Raw genomic sequence first — 18,266 nt, 5'->3', positions numbered from 1 at the left:
AGAATGGACAACCTGAACTTAAACAAACACATTTCTGGCCAGTTCAATGCTGAGCTTGAACATATCCGTACGCAGGTTCTGGCGATGGGCGGCCTGGTTGAGCAACAACTGACTGACGCCATCACGGCGATGCACAATCAGGATGCCGAACTGGCGCAACGCGTCATCAAAGGTGATGACAAAGTTAACCTGATGGAAGTGGCGATCGACGAAGCTTGTGTGCGCATCATTGCCAAGCGCCAGCCAACCGCCAGCGATTTACGTTTGGTGATGGCGATTATCAAAACCATTTCTGAACTCGAGCGTATCGGTGACGTGGCAGATAAAATCTGCCGCACGGCGCTGGAAAAATTCTCACATTTGCATCAGCCGTTGCTGGTCAGCCTGGAATCGCTGGGCCGCCATACCGTAGAGATGCTGCATGATGTGCTGGATGCGTTTGCGCGTATGGATCTTGACGAAGCGGTGCGTATTTACCGTGAAGATAAAAAAGTGGATCAGGAATATGAAGGCATTGTGCGCCAGCTGATGACCTACATGATGGAAGATCCACGCACGATTCCAAGCGTGCTGACCGCACTGTTCTGCGCCCGTTCTATCGAACGTATCGGTGACCGTTGCCAGAACATTTGCGAATTCATTTTCTACTTTGTGAAAGGTCAGGATTTCCGTCATGTGGGCGGCGATGCGCTGGATAAATTGCTGACAGACGGTAAAGATGTGCCGAAAGAATAAGGGTTTACTGACATCGCTCCACAAAAAAGGCCTCTGACGAGGCCTTTTTGCTTTCCGATCTTATACCCGCGTCCGGTCAGCGCAATTATTTCATCACATAGCGCAGCGCGACCTGTACGGCCAACTGCCGGTAATGGGCGGTCTGTAAATCCACCTCATCCGGATTTTCAAACAAAGCGCCGAACGTATATTGGTTGGCGACCTGGTGCACACACAAGCTGCTGATGAGGCGGTGAACGTCGCGCGCCTGCGCATCTTCCTTAAACAGATGGCTTTGTTTGCCGCGTTCAAGGATATCTTCCAGCAGCGTTAATGCCGTTTTGTTGATCTCACGGATGCTGGTGGACTGGCGGATAAAGCGGCCGCGCAGCATGTTTTCTGTCGATACAATACGGATAAATTCCGGGTGTGAGACATGGAAATCGAAGCTGGCTTCTACCAGTTTGACGATCGCTTCCGCAGGTGGCAACGAAGATAAGTCCAGCTCCAGCTCGTGCTGGCGAATACCGCGATAAACGTGTTCCAGAACCAACATGTACAGGGCTTCTTTGGTCTTATAGTGGTAGACCACCATACGTTTCGTGGTGCTGGCATTGGAGGCGATATTTTCCATGCGCGCGCCCATCAGACCGGATTCAGCGAATTCAGCCAGAGCGCTGTCGAAAATGCGCTGCCTGAGTCCTATCGGATCATTTTTACGTCCGGCGCCGGGGAACTTTGGCTGCTCAGCGTCTTATCCTCTTCATTAACCACATTCTCGCCACAGAGATTAACCATTGCTTAGCCCAGTTACAATCTGTGCGTTCATACAACTTCGCCGCACTTGACGAATGTGGCGTGAGGGTCCACTACTGTAAGTATCGAAGCCTGACTAAAAGGACACTATTTTGCCTGCAACCACCCGGTTACATTCTATTGCGACAGTTTCAGTACCAGGAACCTTGCCTGAAAAACTTACCGCCATTGCGGCTGCAGGATTTGATGGTGTGGAAATATTCGAAGACGATTTGCTTAAAAGTCCTGTCAAACCGGCGGCTATCCGTAACCTCGCCGATTCTCTCGGCCTGCGTATTTTCCTGCTGCAACCTTTCCGTGATTTCGAAGGGGTTCCGGCAGAGAAGCGGGTTGAAAAACTCGCCAGCGCACGCCGCCAGTTCGACCTGATGAGCGAGCTGGGCTGCGATCATTTACTGGTGTGCAGCAACACCGATCCGGAAAGTTCACCGGAGCGGGAGGTGCAGATTGCCGATCTCGCTGCGCTGGCGGAAATGGCGGAGCTGTATGACATCCGTATCGGCTATGAAGCGCTGGCATGGGGTAAACACGTCAACCGTTACCGCCAGGCGTGGGATCGCGTACGCGAGGTGAACAGTCCGGCGCTGGGCATTGTGCTCGACAGCTTTCATATTCTCGCCGTGGGCGACAATCTTGACCGTCTGGATGAAGTGCCGCTGGAAAAAATCAGTTTCCTGCAACTTGCCGATGTACCGTTCAAAGACATGAACGTGCAGCAGTGGAGCCGTAGTTACCGCTGTTATCCGGGGCAGGGCGATTTACCGCTGGTGGATTTTGTCAGCACGCTGAACCGTAAAGGTTTCACCGGCCCCTGGTCACTGGAAATCTTCAATGATAAAACCCTGCCGCTGGCTGATGGCCTGCGATCTCTGACGGAGCTGGAAAAGCGCATGCAGGCGTACGAAAAATCACTCAGCGAGTGATCTGATACCCCATTTCACGCCAGATCCCCGGCAGTTCGCGCATGTCGTGGAAAGTGGTCACCAGCGGGTGATCCAGCGGCGGGTTATGCGGGTCGGCGCAGTAGTAAAACACCGGGATGCCTGCGGTGATCCCGGCCTGTGCGCCTGCCACGGAATCTTCTACCAGAATGCAGTTTTCCACCGGCACGTTCATGACGTCGGCTGCTTTGTACAAGACGGCAGGATCGGGTTTCCAGCGCTGTAAATCATAGCCGCTGAATAACTTATCCCCCATAAAAGGCAGCAATCCGGTCAGGCCGAGAGAGTGCTGCATTTTGGTGACCGGGCCGTTTGAGACGACACACATCGGCACGGTGATTTGTTCCAGTAACTCGCGTGCGCCGTCAATAGGTTCAAGTTTGCTGTCGAAAAGACGGGCAACATGCTGGCGAAACACGACTTCCATTTCTTCTTTCGGCACGTCGATACCGTGCTCTTTATTGACGATCGCGACGATTTCGTAAAGTTTGACGCCTTTGTATTTCTTATACATTTCGTCGAATGAAACCGTCACACCAAAATGCGCGAACATTTCGACATAGGCTTCGCAGCACAACAATTCACTGTCCACCAGCGTACCGTCGCAATCAAAAAAGACACATTCAACCTGTGGCATACTTTCTCCCTGTGAGCGTTTCATCTATTGGCGTGCATTATGGCACTGTACCCGAACGATAGATTTAATCCCATACATCCAGTGCTGGCGCTTTCGGGCTAAAATCCTTAGGATACCCCCCGATTGTTTTTCCCCCATTTTGGAACTCACCAATGAGCACACCACAGAGCAATGCGACTGCGGGTAAAGGTCTGGCTGAACGTCTGTTTAAACTGACGCAGCACGGCACCACCGTACGCACCGAAACTATCGCCGGTTTAACTACCTTCCTGACCATGGTCTACATCGTTTTCGTGAATCCGCAAATTCTGGGTGTTGCGGGAATGGATAAACAGGCCGTGTTCGTGACTACCTGTCTGATTGCCGCGTTCGGCAGCATCCTGATGGGCGTGATCGCCAACCTGCCGGTCGCTCTGGCACCGGCGATGGGTCTGAATGCGTTCTTTGCGTTTGTGGTCGTGGGCGCGATGGGGGTTTCATGGCAGATCGGGATGGGCGCGATATTCTGGGGTGCTGTGGGTTTGCTGCTGCTGACTATTTTCCGCATCCGTTACTGGATGATTGCCAATATTCCGGTCAGTTTACGTGTGGGCATTACCGCCGGTATCGGGCTGTTTATCGGCATGATGGGGCTGAAAAACGCCGGCATTATTGTCCCGAACCCTGACACCATCGTGACCATCGGTAATCTGACCTCGCACAACGTGCTGCTCGGTGTGCTGGGGTTCTTCATTATTGCCGTGCTGGCGTCGCGTAACTTCCACGCCTCGGTGCTGGTGTCGATTATTGTGACGACCGTAATTGGCCTGATGATTGGTGATGTGCATTACACCGGTTTCTGGTCGATGCCGCCGAGCATCACCACGGTTGTCGGTCAGGTGGATTTGAAAGGCGCGCTGAATATCGGTCTGGCGGGCGTCATTTTCTCCTTCATGCTGGTGAACCTGTTTGACTCCTCCGGCACGCTGATTGGTGTGACCGACAAAGCCGGTCTGGCTGATGCGCAGGGCAAGTTCCCGCAGATGAAACAGGCGCTGTACGTTGACAGCGTGTCTTCCGTGGCGGGGGCATTTATCGGCACTTCATCGGTGGGCGCGTACATTGAAAGCACCTCCGGCGTTTCCGTGGGCGGTCGTACCGGCCTGACGGCGGTGGTGACCGGTTTGCTGTTCCTGCTGGTGATCTTCATTTCCCCACTGGCGGGGATGGTGCCGGAATACGCGGCGGCCGGTGCGCTGATTTATGTCGGCGTGCTGATGACCTCCAGCCTCGCGCGCGTTTCATGGGATGACCTGACCGAAGCGGTTCCGGCGTTCGTGACCGCGGTAATGATGCCGTTCAGCTTCTCGATCACCGAAGGTATCGCGCTGGGCTTCATCTCTTACGTGGTGATGAAACTGGGCACTGGCCGCTGGAAAGAAATCAGCCCGTGTGTGGTGGTCGTAGCCCTGCTGTTTGTGCTGAAAATCGCGTTTGTCGACGGGCATTAATCCGCTGACATCTGCTTAACGCCTGTAAAAAAACAGCCCGCATTGCGGGCTGTTTGCATTTCTGATGACCGGAATTATTGGCTGACGCGGCGCGTATAGTCGGCAAATGCCGTCAGCTGGCCGCGCAGGAAATCGAGCGTCCCCTGGTCGATGACTTCGCCGATTTGCTCATCCACTTTATTCTGGATCACACCACCCATAAATTCGGGTTTATTCATCACCATCGCATCCAGGAACACCAGAATCTGACGCAGATGATACTGACAACGTGCCCCGCCGACCGGACCCATTGAACTGGTCTGGATCAGCACGGGCTTACCGGCCAGTGGCTGATTCGGCAGGCGGGAAATCCAGTCGATCGCATTTTTCAGGCCGCCCGGAACGGAGTAGTTATACTCCGGCGTGACGATAATGACGCCATCCGCGTGACGGATTTGTTCCGCAATCGCTTCAACATCCGCCGGAAAGCCTTCTTCCTGCTGAATATCTGCATCATAGAGCGGCAGTGTACCGATGGAAGGCAACGCCTCAATGCTGATGCCCTCTGGTGCCACTTTTGGCAATGTGCGGGCGACCATTCCGTTGTAAGACGCTTTACGAAGACTGCCTAACAGTGTGACAAACTTCAGTGGTTGAGCTGACATGGGTAACTCCTGTTATGGATGACTTTGCGAAAGGAACTGCCTGTAACCATAAACGAAAAACGGCACGACGGGCGTAAACAAAAGGGAAGTTTTATTTAGCGGGTGGCAGGCTGATGAATTTCATGAAGTGTGGTGATTCAGATTGCTGGTCTGTGGCCAGGGTTTGTGTGCGGGTGAAGCCGTTTTCAGGTTCGTAACGCCAGCACTGCAAACGGATAATCGAGGGTGACTGCGCACATGACCAGATAATGGAACCTTCAATGTCGCTCATCACCTGCGCCTCGGGCGTTACGGTAGACCGTAAACGACCAGAAGCGGGATTCAGGCTGAGCGTAAGCGGACTCTGATCGTTCAGGCCGGACATTTTCAGCATGCTCTGGCGGATACACCACAGTTGCAGAGAGGATTCCACCGGATCGGATTGCATAGCAATCCAGGTTTTCTCCACCGCAGAAAGCTGTAATTGCTGTTGCTGATTCACCAGCGCACTGCGGGCATGAATGATTTCGAGATCGAGGCCGACTTTCCCTTCGCTGCTGATTAAAACACCGACGGTACTTCCTGCATACGCCAGACTGAAATCAGGCAAATCAGGGGATTCAAAACTCGGACGACCGCTAGGTAACGTGATGACGCTGGGAAGTTCCGCGATTCCATAGAGATAGAAAATCATTTCTGCCAGCAGAACGCGGCCGTTTAAGAAACGCTTGCGCTGTTTTTCGGAAAGGTGTTTTGCAAATAATACGATCTCTTGCGGCAACCGGTGTGTATCCGGTTCTGCATCCGTCATTGCCCATCTTGCAAAATGGCACGCCATTGTTCACTCCATGATTAATGGTTCGACCGCAGTTTCTCAATTGTTCTAAAGAATAACATTAAGAGAAATCATTAAAAACCGCTTAAACCCCGCAGTGCCACACACATTCTTCCCTTTTCATACAGTTTTTCATAAACATAAAGTGAAAGTAATCACAGTCTTAATCTCTTATTGGGAAAGAATCTCACTGGAATGATGTTCTGGATTTTTACTCATAAGATTCTTACACCAGATATATCTACTACAGCCACATAAAGAAACGCCAGAAAATGCCGTTACTAATTAAGCAGCGATCTCGCTGCTTTGCCTGCGAGTACCCAAAAATGTTAAAAACGACGCAATCCCGCTTTATCGCATTGATCAGCTTGTTTTTTATTGTGCTGATCATCGTTACGCTTATCGTGATCCAGGTGTATATCGCTCCCCAGCTGAAACAGACAGAAAGTAATCTGGTTGCTAATCAGGTGGATGATGTCGCGGTGGCAATTAATGACCGCCTGAATAAAGTTGAGTCACAGGTTCGCACCATTACCCAGACTGTTGCACAAATGGACAGCGACAGTATCGATCGTTTACTTCCGGCACTGGTTGATCAGTACGGTGACTCTGCCGTGTTTGGCGGCGGGATCTGGCCTCTGCCGAACCAACGCGATCCGGCCAAAATCAAATTCAGCACCTTCTTTGCCCGTAATAATAATAATCAACTGACGGTCAATACTTTCTGGAACAGCGCCGAATCCCCAAACTATTTCGATCAGTCGTGGTATCTGGCGGCATCAAAAGGTGAAAAGGGTCAGTGTGTCTGGGCGCCTGCTTATTTCGATGACGCCAGCACCCAGCCGCGGACTAACTGTGCGATGCCGATTTACAAAGATGATAAGCAATGGGGCGTCGCCACCATTGACGTCACACTGGGGTTCTTTAACCAGCTGGTGACAGAGATGGAGAAAAAGGTTCACGCCAGGATTTATATCGTGGAAAAAGACGGCACCATCGTCGGTACCAGTCATTCCACGGATGAAAAACTGCCGAAACTGGCCTCACTGGGCGAAACTTCTCCGCTGGCGATGCAGATCCGCAAAAGTCTGGATCAGATCAACGGGCAGGCGAGTCTGGTGGCTGACTACGATAATGACGGCACGTCGCATACCATGTTTATGAGCAACATTCAGGGGCCGTGGTTTATCGCCACCGACATGCCGACCAGTCAGTTACTGGCGCGCAGCCACAGCATTCTGACGAGTCTCGGACTGGTTCAAATCCCGATGGTCTTGCTGTTGCTGATCGTTCTGATCGCCGCGATTAAAATTTTCATGCGCCAGCTGGCGGCACTGAATAAAAATATCGCCCAGCTTTCTGCGGGCGGTGCCGACTTAACCCGGCGCTTACCGGAAAGCCGCAGCCCTGAGTTCAATCAGATCAACCAGAACTTCAACGGTTTCCTGTCTTTCCTGCAATCCATTCTGCGTCAGGTTGGCGACAGCAGTCTGGCTATCACCTCGGCTTCGCGCCAGATTGCCAGCGGTAACCTGGACCTGTCAGCACGAACCGAAGAACAGGCCAGCTCGATTGTCGAAACGGCAGCCTCAATGGAACAGCTGACCAGCACCGTGAAACAGAACGCTGCCAATGCGGAAGGGGCTAACCAGTTGGCCCGTGATGCCTCGGCTGTTGCCGGGAGGGGCTCGGACGTGGTGAAACAGGTGGTTGAGACCATGGGCTCGATCACCCGCTCTTCACATAAAATCGTCGATATCATCAGCGTGATCGACGGCATCGCTTTCCAGACCAACATTCTGGCGCTGAATGCGGCGGTTGAAGCGGCGCGTGCCGGTGAACAGGGACGCGGTTTCGCCGTTGTGGCATCCGAAGTGCGCAGTCTGGCACAGCGCTCAGCCACTTCCGCGCGTGAAATCAAAAAGCTGATCGAGGATTCTGTGGCGGATATCGCCACCGGCAGCGAACTGGTGGCGACCGCCGGAACGACGATGGATGAAGTCATGGGTGGCGTGAACAACGTGGCGACGCTGATGAACGAAATCATGTCTTCCAGTCAGGAGCAAAGTCTGGGCATCGAGCAGGTAAATGTGGCTATCACGCAGCTGGATAACGCCACGCAGCAGAACGCCGCGCTGGTGGAACAGGTTTCTGCCGCTGCGCAGGCGATGCAGGATCAGACCGTTCAGCTGGAAACCGTGGTAGCAGGCTTTAAGCTCTGATTTCGTCTGATTAAAAGTGTTCAAAACTGAGCGGTAAGTGAGCGATCACTTACCGTTTTGTATTTTGCGTAAGGCTCAGTAAAAGGCGTGTTCAGTCATGAAGTTAATCAGGCTGGTCAGTTTGGCGCGCGGCCTGAAATCGGGCAGATAAACCAGATGCACTGCCCGGGGTTTCGGGATAAAAGACTCAAGTACCGGGATCAGTTTTCCGCTGGCGATATCTTCGGCCAGTAACACTTTGGGTTGCAACAACAAACCGGCGCCTTCCAGTGCGGCAGCGCGCAGCGCATGACCGTCGTTGGATACATAGCGGCTGTTAACCGGCCACGCTGACGTGGTGCGCTCTGCATTCGCCAGATGCCAGCCTTCACTCTGATTCCAGACGGTATGCACCAGGCACGGGTGCGTTTTCAGATCTTCCGGCGTCGCGGGCGTGCCGAAACGCTGTAAATAATCTGCAGAAGCGCAGATCACCATTTCATAAGGGTTCAGCGGCTTGGCGACCAGCCGGTCATCGCCAATTTCGCCAATACGGATCGCCGCGTCAAATCCTTCGCCGATCAAATCTACCCTGGCGTTGCTCAGTATCAGTTCCACGTTTACTTTCGGGTGTTTTTGCAGATAACGGGCCAGCATCGGCGCCACCACGCTGGAGCCGAGTGATACGGGTGCGCTGATCCGCAGCAGTCCGGTCGGCACGCTTTGCAGGCTTTCCATCGCGCTTTCGGTGAATTTCATCTGCTCCAGCACCCGTTTTCCGTTCTCGTAAAACACTTCACCGGCATCCGTCAGGCTTTGCTTGCGTGTGGTGCGTTGCAACAGGCGGGCATTCAAATACTTTTCCAGTTGCTGAATATGCTTGCCGACCATCACTGCTGAAATCCCCAGCTTTTCCGCTGCTGTACTGAAATTCCCGGTTTCTACCACGCTGATAAAGACCTCGATACTCCGCAACTTATCCACATTACAAACCCTGAGTTAGAACAGAATGAATAATACGATTCTATATCTAACCCGTAGTTTGGTGAAAGATGGTCCTGTAAACAACGTTGAGGAATATCTGATGAAAATTTTAGTGATTGGCGGGACAGGTACATTGGGTAAAGCCGTGATTCAGGAGCTTAGCGCAGACCATGAAATTGTCACCGCAGGCAAAACCCGCGGCGATTTTCAGGTCGATATTACCGATGAAAACAGCGTAAAAGCGCTTTTCCAGAGTACGGGAAAAGTTGATGCGATTATTGCTACTACCGGCAGCCTGCACTTTGGCCCGCTGGTGGAGATGACCGCAGCACAGTTCAATATTGGTTTGCAGAATAAACTGCTTGGCCAGGTGCGCCTTGCGCTGATCGGTCAGTCATTCCTTAACGATGGCGGTTCCATCACGCTGACCAGCGGGATCATTGCTGATGAACCTATCCGTCAGGGGGCGAACGCCACCACGGTAAATGCCGCCGTCGAAGGCTTTGTCCGGGGCGCGGCGATTGAACTGTCACGGGGTATTCGCATCAATGTGGTCAGCCCGACCGTAGTAGAAGAGTCGCTGAAAGCTTATGGCCCGTTCTTCCCGGGCTTTGAGGCTGCACCGGCAGCGCGCGTGGCGAAAGCGTATCGTCGCAGCGTGGAAGGGGCGCAGACCGGACGCATTTATAAAGTCTGGTAAGGCGTAATCCTTTGAATAAAATAAAAAACCCACATTCTTCAATGTGGGTTTTGTTTGCTGCGAACAGCGGCTTATTTACCGATACAGAAACTCGAGAAGATACGCCCCAGTAAATCATCCGAGGTAAATTCACCGGTGATTTCGCTCAGCGATTGCTGGGCCAGACGCAATTCTTCCGCCAGCAGTTCACCCGCCCATGCGCCAAGCAGTTGATCTTTACCCTGAACCAGATGCTGTGCGGCCTGTTCCAGCGCCTGCAGGTGACGGCGACGGGCAAGGAATCCGCCTTCCATATTGTGATTGAAGCCCATCACCTGTTTCAGATGATCGCGCAGCAGATCAACGCCATCGCCGGTGCGGGCAGAAAGGCGAATAAGTGAGTGACCATTCACTTCCGTTTGTCCCAGCGCTTCGCCGGTGATATCCGCTTTGTTGCGTACAACGACAATAGGTAAACTCGCGGGCAGGCGGGCCATAAATTCGGGCCAGATGTCCGCAGGCTCGGTTGCTTCCGTTGTTGTACCGTCGACCATAAACAGCACTAAGTCAGCCTGTTCGATCTCATTCCATGCACGTTCGATACCAATGCGCTCAACTTCATCGCTGGCTTCACGTAACCCGGCGGTGTCAATGATGTGCAACGGCATGCCATCAAGGTGGATATGTTCGCGTAAAACGTCACGCGTAGTGCCCGCGATATCGGTAACGATCGCCGCTTCACGACCAGCCAGCGCGTTCAGCAGGCTGGATTTACCGGCGTTCGGACGCCCGGCAATCACCACTTTCATCCCTTCACGCAGCAGGCTGCCCTGACGTGCTTCGGCCCGCACGGCATCGAGATCACCCATCACCGTATTGAGTTTGGCTTCGATTTTACCGTCGGACAGGAAGTCGATTTCCTCATCGGGGAAGTCGATAGCCGCTTCGACAAAGATCCGCAGGTGAGTGAGTGCTTCCACCAGATGATGAATACGGTTCGAGAAAGCGCCCTGTAAGGAGTTAACCGCTGAACGTGCGGCCTGCTCGGAGCTGGCGTCGATAAGATCAGCAATCGCTTCAGCCTGCGCCAGGTCGAGTTTATCGTTGAGGAAAGCCCGTTCAGAGAATTCGCCAGGACGCGCAATTCGCACGTTTTCCAGCGCGATAATGCGTTTAAGCAGCAAATCCAGGATCACCGGCCCGCCGTGGCCTTGCAGCTCAAGCACGTCTTCGCCGGTAAAGGAGTTCGGGCCGGGGAACCACAACGCGATGCCCTGATCCAGCGTGCTGCCATCAGCATCCTGAAACGGCAGATAATCGGCATAACGCGGCTTGGGCAGTTTACCTAAGACAGCCTGTGCCACATCACGCGCCGCACGGCCGGAAATGCGCAAAATGCCCACACCACCGCGGCCGGGTGGGGTTGCCTGGGCAATAATGGTATCTGAGGTGCTCATAGCAATGATCTCTGTTGGTCTTTTTACGGATATGCAAAAGGCGATCAAATGATCGCCTTTCTTTTTTATCATCAAGTTTAGCGGTCAGGACGAAAGCCGTCCTGACATTCACTTATGACTTTTTCTTGTCGCGGCTGTGCAGGCCACGTTTTTCCAGCCCGCGATAAATCAGCTGCTGCTGGAGAATGGTGACCAGGTTACTGACGATGTAGTACACCACCAGGCCAGACGGGAACCACAGGAAGAACACGGTGAAGATGACCGGCATGAAGGTCATGATCTTCTGCTGCATCGGGTCAGTGACGGTGGTCGGCGACATCTTCTGGATGAAGAACATCGTGATACCCATCAGAACCGGCAGAATGTAGTACGGGTCTTGTGCTGACAAGTCATGGATCCACAGGATGAATGGCGCGTGGCGCAGTTCAATGGAACCAGACAGCATGTAATACAGTGCCAGGAAGATTGGCATCTGAATAACCAGCGGCAGACAGCCACCCAGCGGGTTCACTTTCTCAGACTTATACAGCGCCATCATTTCCTGACTCATGCGCTGTTTGTCATCACCGATACGTTCACGCATGGCGGCCAGTTTCGGCTGCAACATACGCATTTTCGCCATCGACGTGTACTGTGCGCGGGTCAGTGGATACATGATACCGCGAACAATAAAGGTGATAACGATGATCGAGAAGCCCCAGTTACCGACAAACCCTTGAATGAATTTCAACAGTTTGAACAGTGGCTGAGAGATGAACCATAACCAACCGTAGTCAACCGTCAGGTCAAGGTGTGGCGCGATAGCGGCCATCTTGTCCTGAATTTCCGGACCAACCCACAGGATAGAAGCAACTTGTTGCTGTGCACCTGGTGCAACGGTAAACGGTGTGCCTTTAAAGCCAATCGTTGAAATACCGTTATTGGTGGTGGTGAAGAAGGTATTGGTGTCTTTCGCTGATGGGATCCACGCCGTTGCAAAGTACTGCTGCAACATCGCAACCCAACCACCCTGAGTCGTGACATTCAGTGCTTCGCTCTTATCGAACGCATACTTCTGATATTTGTCATCACTTGAGGAATATGCCGCGCCGCGGAACGTGTGCAGAGCAAAGTTATTGCTGCCGGTATCACGGTGCTTAGGTAATTCGGTGGTTTGTTTCAGCTGACCGAACATGGTCAGTTCAAGCGGGGCAGCCGTGGTGTTGTTGATGTTGTATTCAACGTTTACCGCGTAAGAACCACGTTTGATCACGAAGGTTTTGGTGTAAATCGCACCGTTCGCCGCCGTGTAAGTCATCGGAATGCGCAGTTCAGACTGGCCTTCAGCCATTGTGAAGGTATCGGAGCTCGCCTTGAACAGAGGGCGTTCACCGTTAGCCGGATTGTCTGGACCGTTTTTACCTGTCAGACCACTTTGTGCCTGATAGAGGAAATTAGGAGTAGTTTCCAGTAACTGGAAAGGCTGGTCAGAGCCCAAAGTCGTTGGGTAAGCCTTCAGCAGAGCCTGCTCAATGTCGCCACCACGGGTGTTGATCGTTAATGACAGCACATCACTGTTAACTGTAATTAATTTGCCCTGTCCGCTATCAGGAACAGCCTGATTAGTAGCATCACCGTTTGCAGTGTTCGCAGTCTGTTGCGTGGTCTGGTTGGCCGGTTGCGGAGCGTGGTCCGTTTGCCATGCCTGCCAGATCATGAAAGACACGAACAGCAGAGCGATGAGGAAAAGATTGCGTTGCGAATCCATCGTTAGTGTTCTCTGTTATTGTCGGTTTTCGGCGGTACGGGGTCATCACCACCTGGGTTCAAAGGATGGCATTTTAATACGCGTTTCAAAGTCAACCAACTGCCTTTTAACATGCCAAAACGACCAATTGCTTCAATACTGTATTGAGAGCAGGTTGGTCGAAAGCGGCAATGCGGCCCGAGCAACGGACTGATGAATAGCTGATAACCACGTATCAGCTTTATCAGGATGCGGGAGCCTGTCGGCAATGTCGACGCCATAATTTCTCCAACGCTTCCGTCAGCGCGCGATTATCTAAATCGGCGACACCCTTTTTGGCTACTACCACAAAATCCATCGACGGCAGCGTATGCTGATTCAACCGGAAACTTTCGCGGGTAAGGCGTTTGATCCGATTGCGTTCATGTGCGCGTTTGACGTGTTTTTTTGCGACGGTGAGACCGATGCGGGGATGCCCCAGCTCGTTCAGGCGGCCGAGTATAGTGATTTGCGGCGTGCCAGCCCGTTGTGGCTGCTGGAAGACGAAAGTGAAATGACGGGGAGTTAACAAACGTAACTCCCTGGGAAAAGCGAGCTTAACCACTAAATAGGTTAGCTTTTATTACTTAGAAGCTGACAGACGGGTACGGCCTTTCGCACGACGGCGAGCCAGAACCTGACGACCATTTTTGGTGGCCATACGAGCACGGAAGCCGTGGCTACGGTTGCGCTTCAATACGGACGGTTGGAAAGTGCGTTTCATGGCGATTTCTACCTAAACTTAAATTATTACTGATCAGTAAACGCGAAGACATTTCGGCGAAAAAACGACCGGTGCCTTTGTCGCAACATATAAAGAAGCGGGATTGTAATAACTGTACAGTCCTGAGTCAATTTACATTGCCAGAAATGGTTCAAGTGTTTACCAGAATTGCCCGTGGTCACACCGCAATATCCATCTGGTTATGACCATCAGGAACACAGGCTTCACACGTAGGGCTGAAGATTATACGGACTCTGCCGCAAATCGCAAGGATCCTCGCCTGATCCTTACCCACAGGCGTGCGATCTTTCTCGCAGTATGATGAAATTTAACTCAGCGGACTCCTATTTTTTCACCAGAGTGATGATTACATCGCCTAATTTTAAAAGGATCGGCTAAGCTTACCCACTTGCCGATTGCTGCCTGTGGATAAAAAGGATCTAATCTGTCAGGAAGGGGAGGATCTCTGGGCCGGATTGCGTTATGATCCGCCATTCCGATCGCGATCCCGGCTGGGATGCTGTCGACAAAAACCGCAAAAAGCGGTTCGCACGTGACTTTACGCCACTGACAGGGTGGTGAGAGAAATTTTCCCCCATTAGCGGGCGGAACGTGTGCCAAAAATCATGATTTAAAAAATATCCTGATCCTTTTCTTTTTTGATACTTGTTCGAGTGGAGTCCGCCGTGTCACTTTCGCTTTGGCAGCAATGTCTTGCCCGTTTGCAGGATGAACTACCTGCCACAGAATTCAGTATGTGGATACGCCCCCTGCAGGCGGAACTCAACGACAATACGCTGGCGCTGTATGCCCCGAATCGTTTTGTTCTGGATTGGGTTCGTGACAAATACCTAAATAATATTAACGGCTTGCTTAACGATTTCTGTGGCACGGATGCACCGTTGCTGCGTTTTGAAGTCGGCAGCAAGCCGGTGATCCAACGCGTCAGCCAGCCTGTTGCGGCCAGCGTCAGTTCACAGGCTGCGCCTGCCATTCCGCGTCTGGCGCCTTCCCGTCCAAGCTGGGACAGCTCACCGGCTCAGCCTGAGCTGTCTTATCGCTCTAACGTCAACCCGAAACATACCTTTGATAACTTCGTAGAAGGTAAATCTAACCAACTGGCTCGCGCGGCGGCGCGTCAGGTGGCGGATAATCCGGGTGGCGCGTACAACCCGCTTTTCCTTTATGGTGGCACCGGTCTGGGTAAAACCCACTTATTGCACGCCGTCGGTAACGGCATCATGGCGCGTAAAGCCAATGCCAAAGTGGTGTACATGCACTCCGAGCGTTTTGTACAGGACATGGTCAAAGCCCTGCAAAACAACGCCATCGAAGAATTCAAACGTTACTACCGTTCTGTTGATGCGTTGCTCATCGATGACATTCAATTTTTTGCTAATAAAGAACGTTCGCAGGAAGAGTTCTTCCACACCTTTAATGCCCTGCTGGAAGGTAATCAGCAGATCATCCTGACCTCGGATCGTTATCCAAAAGAGATCAACGGTGTTGAAGATCGTCTGAAATCGCGTTTCGGCTGGGGTCTGACGGTGGCTATCGAGCCGCCTGAATTAGAAACCCGCGTGGCGATCCTGATGAAAAAGGCGGACGAAAACGATATTCGTCTGCCGGGCGAAGTTGCCTTCTTTATTGCTAAACGTCTGCGATCGAATGTGCGTGAGCTTGAAGGCGCACTGAACCGTGTGATTGCCAACGCCAACTTTACCGGCCGTGCGATCACTATCGACTTCGTTCGTGAAGCGTTGCGCGATTTGTTAGCGCTTCAGGAGAAGCTGGTCACTATCGATAATATTCAGAAAACAGTGGCCGAATATTATAAAATCAAGGTCGCTGACCTGCTTTCCAAACGGCGCTCCCGTTCGGTAGCCCGCCCACGCCAGATGGCGATGGCGCTGGCGAAAGAGCTGACCAACCACAGCCTGCCAGAAATCGGCGATGCGTTCGGTGGTCGGGACCATACCACGGTGTTGCACGCCTGCCGTAAAATCGAGCAGTTGCGTGAAGAAAGTCACGACATCAAAGAAGATTTCTCCAACTTAATCAGAACATTATCTTCCTAGCGCTATGAAATTTATTGTTGAACGTGAGCATTTGCTGAAACCACTGCAACAGGTCAGTAGTCCGCTGGGTGGACGACCAACGTTGCCTATTCTGGGTAACCTGTTATTACAGGTGACGGATGGCGCGCTGTCGCTGACCGGGACGGATTTGGAAATGGAGATGGTGGCGAAAGTCGCGCTGTCTCAGCCACATGAAGCGGGTGCCACCACGGTGCCGGCGCGTAAATTCTTTGATATCTGCCGTGGATTGCCGGAAGGCGCGGAAATTTCCGTCGCGCTCGACGGCGACCGCATGCTGGTAAAATCAGGCCGCAGCCGTTTCTCGCTGTCGACCTTACCGGCGACAGATTTCCCTAATCTCGACGACTGGCAAAGCGAAGTAGAATTCACCCTGCCGCAGGCCACGTTGAAACGTCTGATCGAAGCCACGCAGTTTTCTATGGCCCATCAGGACGTTCGTTATTATTTAAACGGTATGCTGTTCGAAACCGAAGGTGAAGAACTGCGTACTGTCGCGACCGACGGTCACCGTCTGGCCGTATGTTCTATGCCAATCGGCCAGTCTCTGCCGTCGCATTCGGTGATCGTGCCGCGTAAAGGCGTGATGGAACTGGTGCGTCTGCTTGATGGCGGTGACACCACATTGCAGCTGCAAATCGGCAGCAACAATATCCGTGCTCACGTCGGCGACTTCATCTTTACCTCTAAACTGGTTGACGGTCGTTTCCCTGACTATCGCCGCGTATTGCCGAAAAATCCGGACAAAACGCTGCAGGCAGGCTGCGATTTGCTCAAGCAGGCGTTTGCCCGTGCCGCGATCCTGTCCAATGAAAAATTCCGCGGCGTGCGTTTGTATGTCAGCCATAACCAGCTGAAAATCACCGCGAATAACCCGGAACAGGAAGAAGCAGAAGAAATTCTGGATGTCGGTTACGAAGGCACCGAAATGGAAATCGGTTTCAACGTCAGTTACGTACTGGATGTGCTCAATGCACTCAAGTGCGAAGACGTTAATCTGTTGCTGACGGACTCTGTTTCCAGCGTGCAGATTGAAGACGCAGCCAGTCAGTCGGCGGCGTATGTCGTTATGCCAATGCGGCTGTAATCGGGCTATCTGACTTGTCATTTTGCGATCGGGCAGTGTTCGCAATGCCCACGCACCTGAGTATGCTCCGCTTACTGTAGCTGCACGCAAACTGACTGCGACGATGATGCCCTGGAATGGATAGTAGATGGCCTTAACGCGCTTACTGATAAAAGATTTCCGCAACATCGAGGCGGCAGATTTAGATCCGTCGCCCGGTTTTAACTTTCTGGTCGGTCCCAATGGCAGCGGTAAAACCAGTGTGCTCGAAGCGGTCTATACGCTGGGGCATGGCCGCGCTTTTCGCAGTTTGCAGGCCGGACGCGTGATTCGTCACGATCAGCCGGAGTTTGTTCTCCATGCGCGTGTGGATGACGGCGGTGAACGTGAATTGTCGATTGGTCTGAGCAAAAGCCGTCAGGGCGACAGTAAAGTACGCATTGATGGCAGTGATGGCCACAAAGTGTCTGAACTGGCACAGATGCTGCCGATGCAACTGATCACACCCGAAGGCTTCACCCTGCTCAACGGCGGGCCGAAGTACCGGCGGGCATTTATTGACTGGGGTTGTTTTCATCACGACCCCGGTTTTTTTATCGCCTGGAGCAACCTGCGACGGTTACTCAAGCAGCGCAACGCCGCGCTGCGACAGGTGAGTCGTTATGCGCAAATTCGTGCCTGGGATCAGGAACTGATCCCGTTAGCCGGGCGTATTAGCGAATGGCGGGCAGCTTACAGCGACGCGATCGCGGCTGATATCAGCGCGACCTGCGCGCAATTCCTGCCCGAATTCGCCCTCAGTTTTTCTTTCCAGCGTGGATGGGATAAGGAGACGGAGTACGGCGAGTTGCTGGAGCGTAATTTTGAACGCGACAGAGCCTTAACCTATACCGCATCAGGCCCGCATAAAGCGGATTTCCGCATTCGTGCCGACGGCACGCCGGTGGAAGATTTACTGTCCCGTGGGCAGTTGAAGTTACTGATGTGTGCGCTGAGACTGGCGCAGGGTGAGTTTCTCACCCGACAGAGCGGGCGGCGTTGCCTGTATCTTCTTGACGATTTTGCCTCTGAGCTGGACGCCGACGACGTCGGTTGCTGGCTGATCGCCTGAAAGCCACCCAGGCACAGGTTTTTGTCAGTGCAATAAGCGCTGAGCAAGTGACCGATATGATGGGTGAAAAGGGCAAGATGTTCCGCGTGGAACAAGGTAAAATAGCCGTTCTATCACAGGACTAAAA

Annotated in this window: 16 protein-coding genes and 2 pseudogenes; 8 read left to right on the top strand and 10 right to left on the bottom strand. The window is 52.7% G+C overall.

What is annotated here, in order from left to right; genetic code table 11:
* Positions 1-3 precede the first annotated feature (3 nt).
* Positions 4-735: a phosphate signaling complex protein PhoU gene (gene phoU, locus UC14_RS08970; RefSeq protein ID WP_013577693.1), complete on the top strand. Its 732-nt coding sequence runs from the start codon at positions 4-6 to the stop codon at positions 733-735.
* 85 nt (positions 736-820) lie between these two features.
* Here phoU and UC14_RS08965 read toward each other — a convergent pair whose 3' ends face one another.
* Entirely contained in the window at positions 821-1,348 is a 528-nt protein-coding gene (locus UC14_RS08965) for a TetR family transcriptional regulator (protein WP_232829659.1), read from the bottom strand.
* A gap of 274 nt (positions 1,349-1,622) precedes the next feature.
* Between UC14_RS08965 and UC14_RS08960 the strand changes: the two are divergent.
* Positions 1,623-2,426: pseudogene (locus UC14_RS08960) on the top strand (sugar phosphate isomerase/epimerase family protein); the annotation flags it as partial.
* Positions 2,427-2,442: 16 nt separating this feature from the next.
* Here UC14_RS08960 and yieH read toward each other — a convergent pair.
* Entirely contained in the window at positions 2,443-3,108 is a 666-nt protein-coding gene (gene yieH, locus UC14_RS08955) for a 6-phosphogluconate phosphatase (RefSeq protein WP_013577696.1), read from the bottom strand.
* A gap of 152 nt (positions 3,109-3,260) precedes the next feature.
* On the opposite strand from yieH, the gene UC14_RS08950 reads away from it, so the two are divergent.
* Positions 3,261-4,598 carry an NCS2 family permease gene (locus UC14_RS08950; protein ID WP_095924037.1) on the top strand — a complete coding sequence of 446 codons (1,338 nt, stop codon included), beginning with the start codon at positions 3,261-3,263 and terminating at the stop codon, positions 4,596-4,598.
* Between the two features lie 74 nt (positions 4,599-4,672).
* Here UC14_RS08950 and UC14_RS08945 read toward each other — a convergent pair whose 3' ends face one another.
* Together UC14_RS08945 and UC14_RS08940 are read right to left on the bottom strand one after the other, a co-directional pair.
* On the bottom strand, positions 4,673-5,242 hold the full coding sequence (locus UC14_RS08945; RefSeq protein ID WP_112197577.1) for an NADPH-dependent FMN reductase: 570 nt from the start codon (positions 5,240-5,242) through the stop codon (positions 4,673-4,675).
* A gap of 91 nt (positions 5,243-5,333) precedes the next feature.
* Positions 5,334-6,059 (bottom strand): 4'-phosphopantetheinyl transferase superfamily protein, encoded by a 726-nt coding sequence (locus UC14_RS08940; RefSeq protein ID WP_013577699.1) that lies wholly within the window; start codon positions 6,057-6,059, stop codon positions 5,334-5,336.
* Between the two features lie 323 nt (positions 6,060-6,382).
* Between UC14_RS08940 and UC14_RS08935 the strand changes: the two genes are divergently transcribed.
* Positions 6,383-8,278, top strand: coding sequence for a methyl-accepting chemotaxis protein (locus UC14_RS08935; protein WP_013577700.1), 1,896 nt, complete (start codon positions 6,383-6,385; stop codon positions 8,276-8,278).
* A 75-nt stretch (positions 8,279-8,353) separates the two neighbouring features.
* Here the strand turns inward: UC14_RS08935 and UC14_RS08930 are convergent, their stop codons facing one another.
* Positions 8,354-9,241, bottom strand: a complete 888-nt coding sequence (locus tag UC14_RS08930) for a LysR substrate-binding domain-containing protein (protein WP_112197576.1) — start codon at positions 9,239-9,241, stop codon at positions 8,354-8,356.
* Between the two features lie 100 nt (positions 9,242-9,341).
* Here UC14_RS08930 and UC14_RS08925 point away from each other — a divergent pair, with 100 nt between their 5' ends.
* Complete coding sequence (locus UC14_RS08925) at positions 9,342-9,941, top strand: short chain dehydrogenase (protein WP_015690617.1); 600 nt, start codon at positions 9,342-9,344, stop codon at positions 9,939-9,941.
* Between the two features lie 71 nt (positions 9,942-10,012).
* Here UC14_RS08925 and mnmE read toward each other — a convergent pair whose 3' ends face one another.
* The 5 genes from mnmE to rpmH all read right to left on the bottom strand — a co-directional run bounded on the left by mnmE (position 10,013) and on the right by rpmH (position 13,866).
* A complete protein-coding gene (gene mnmE / locus UC14_RS08920; protein ID WP_013577703.1) occupies positions 10,013-11,377 on the bottom strand; it encodes a tRNA uridine-5-carboxymethylaminomethyl(34) synthesis GTPase MnmE in 1,365 nt (454 codons plus the stop codon).
* Between the two features lie 112 nt (positions 11,378-11,489).
* Positions 11,490-13,124, bottom strand: coding sequence for a membrane protein insertase YidC (gene yidC, locus UC14_RS08915; RefSeq protein WP_013577704.1), 1,635 nt, complete (start codon positions 13,122-13,124; stop codon positions 11,490-11,492).
* A 2-nt stretch (positions 13,125-13,126) separates the two neighbouring features.
* The gene (gene yidD, locus UC14_RS08910; protein WP_013577705.1) at positions 13,127-13,384 is read right to left on the bottom strand and encodes a membrane protein insertion efficiency factor YidD; all 258 of its coding nucleotides are present in this window, start codon (positions 13,382-13,384) and stop codon (positions 13,127-13,129) included.
* Positions 13,348-13,707, bottom strand: a complete 360-nt coding sequence (rnpA, locus tag UC14_RS08905; protein ID WP_071823635.1) for a ribonuclease P protein component — start codon at positions 13,705-13,707, stop codon at positions 13,348-13,350. The genes yidD and rnpA overlap by 37 nt, the downstream gene beginning before the upstream one ends.
* Before the next feature lie 18 nt (positions 13,708-13,725).
* A complete protein-coding gene (gene rpmH, locus UC14_RS08900) occupies positions 13,726-13,866 on the bottom strand; it encodes a 50S ribosomal protein L34 (protein ID WP_009637487.1) in 141 nt (46 codons plus the stop codon).
* 686 nt (positions 13,867-14,552) lie between these two features.
* On the opposite strand from rpmH, the gene dnaA reads away from it, so the two are divergent.
* The 3 genes and pseudogenes from dnaA (at position 14,553) to recF (ending at position 18,264) form a co-directional block, all read left to right on the top strand.
* Entirely contained in the window at positions 14,553-15,944 is a 1,392-nt protein-coding gene (gene dnaA / locus UC14_RS08890; RefSeq protein WP_014333276.1) for a chromosomal replication initiator protein DnaA, read from the top strand.
* Between the two features lie 4 nt (positions 15,945-15,948).
* Complete coding sequence (gene dnaN / locus UC14_RS08885; RefSeq protein WP_013573353.1) at positions 15,949-17,049, top strand: DNA polymerase III subunit beta; 1,101 nt, start codon at positions 15,949-15,951, stop codon at positions 17,047-17,049.
* A 127-nt stretch (positions 17,050-17,176) separates the two neighbouring features.
* Positions 17,177-18,264 (top strand): annotated as a pseudogene (gene recF, locus UC14_RS08880) (DNA replication/repair protein RecF).
* The last annotated feature ends 2 nt before the right edge of the window (positions 18,265-18,266 follow it).

The organism is Rahnella sp. NRRL B-41462, assembly GCF_003263525.1.
Taxonomy (GTDB): domain Bacteria; phylum Pseudomonadota; class Gammaproteobacteria; order Enterobacterales; family Enterobacteriaceae; genus Rahnella; species Rahnella aceris.
This window is presented reverse-complemented; position numbering and strand designations above follow the sequence as displayed.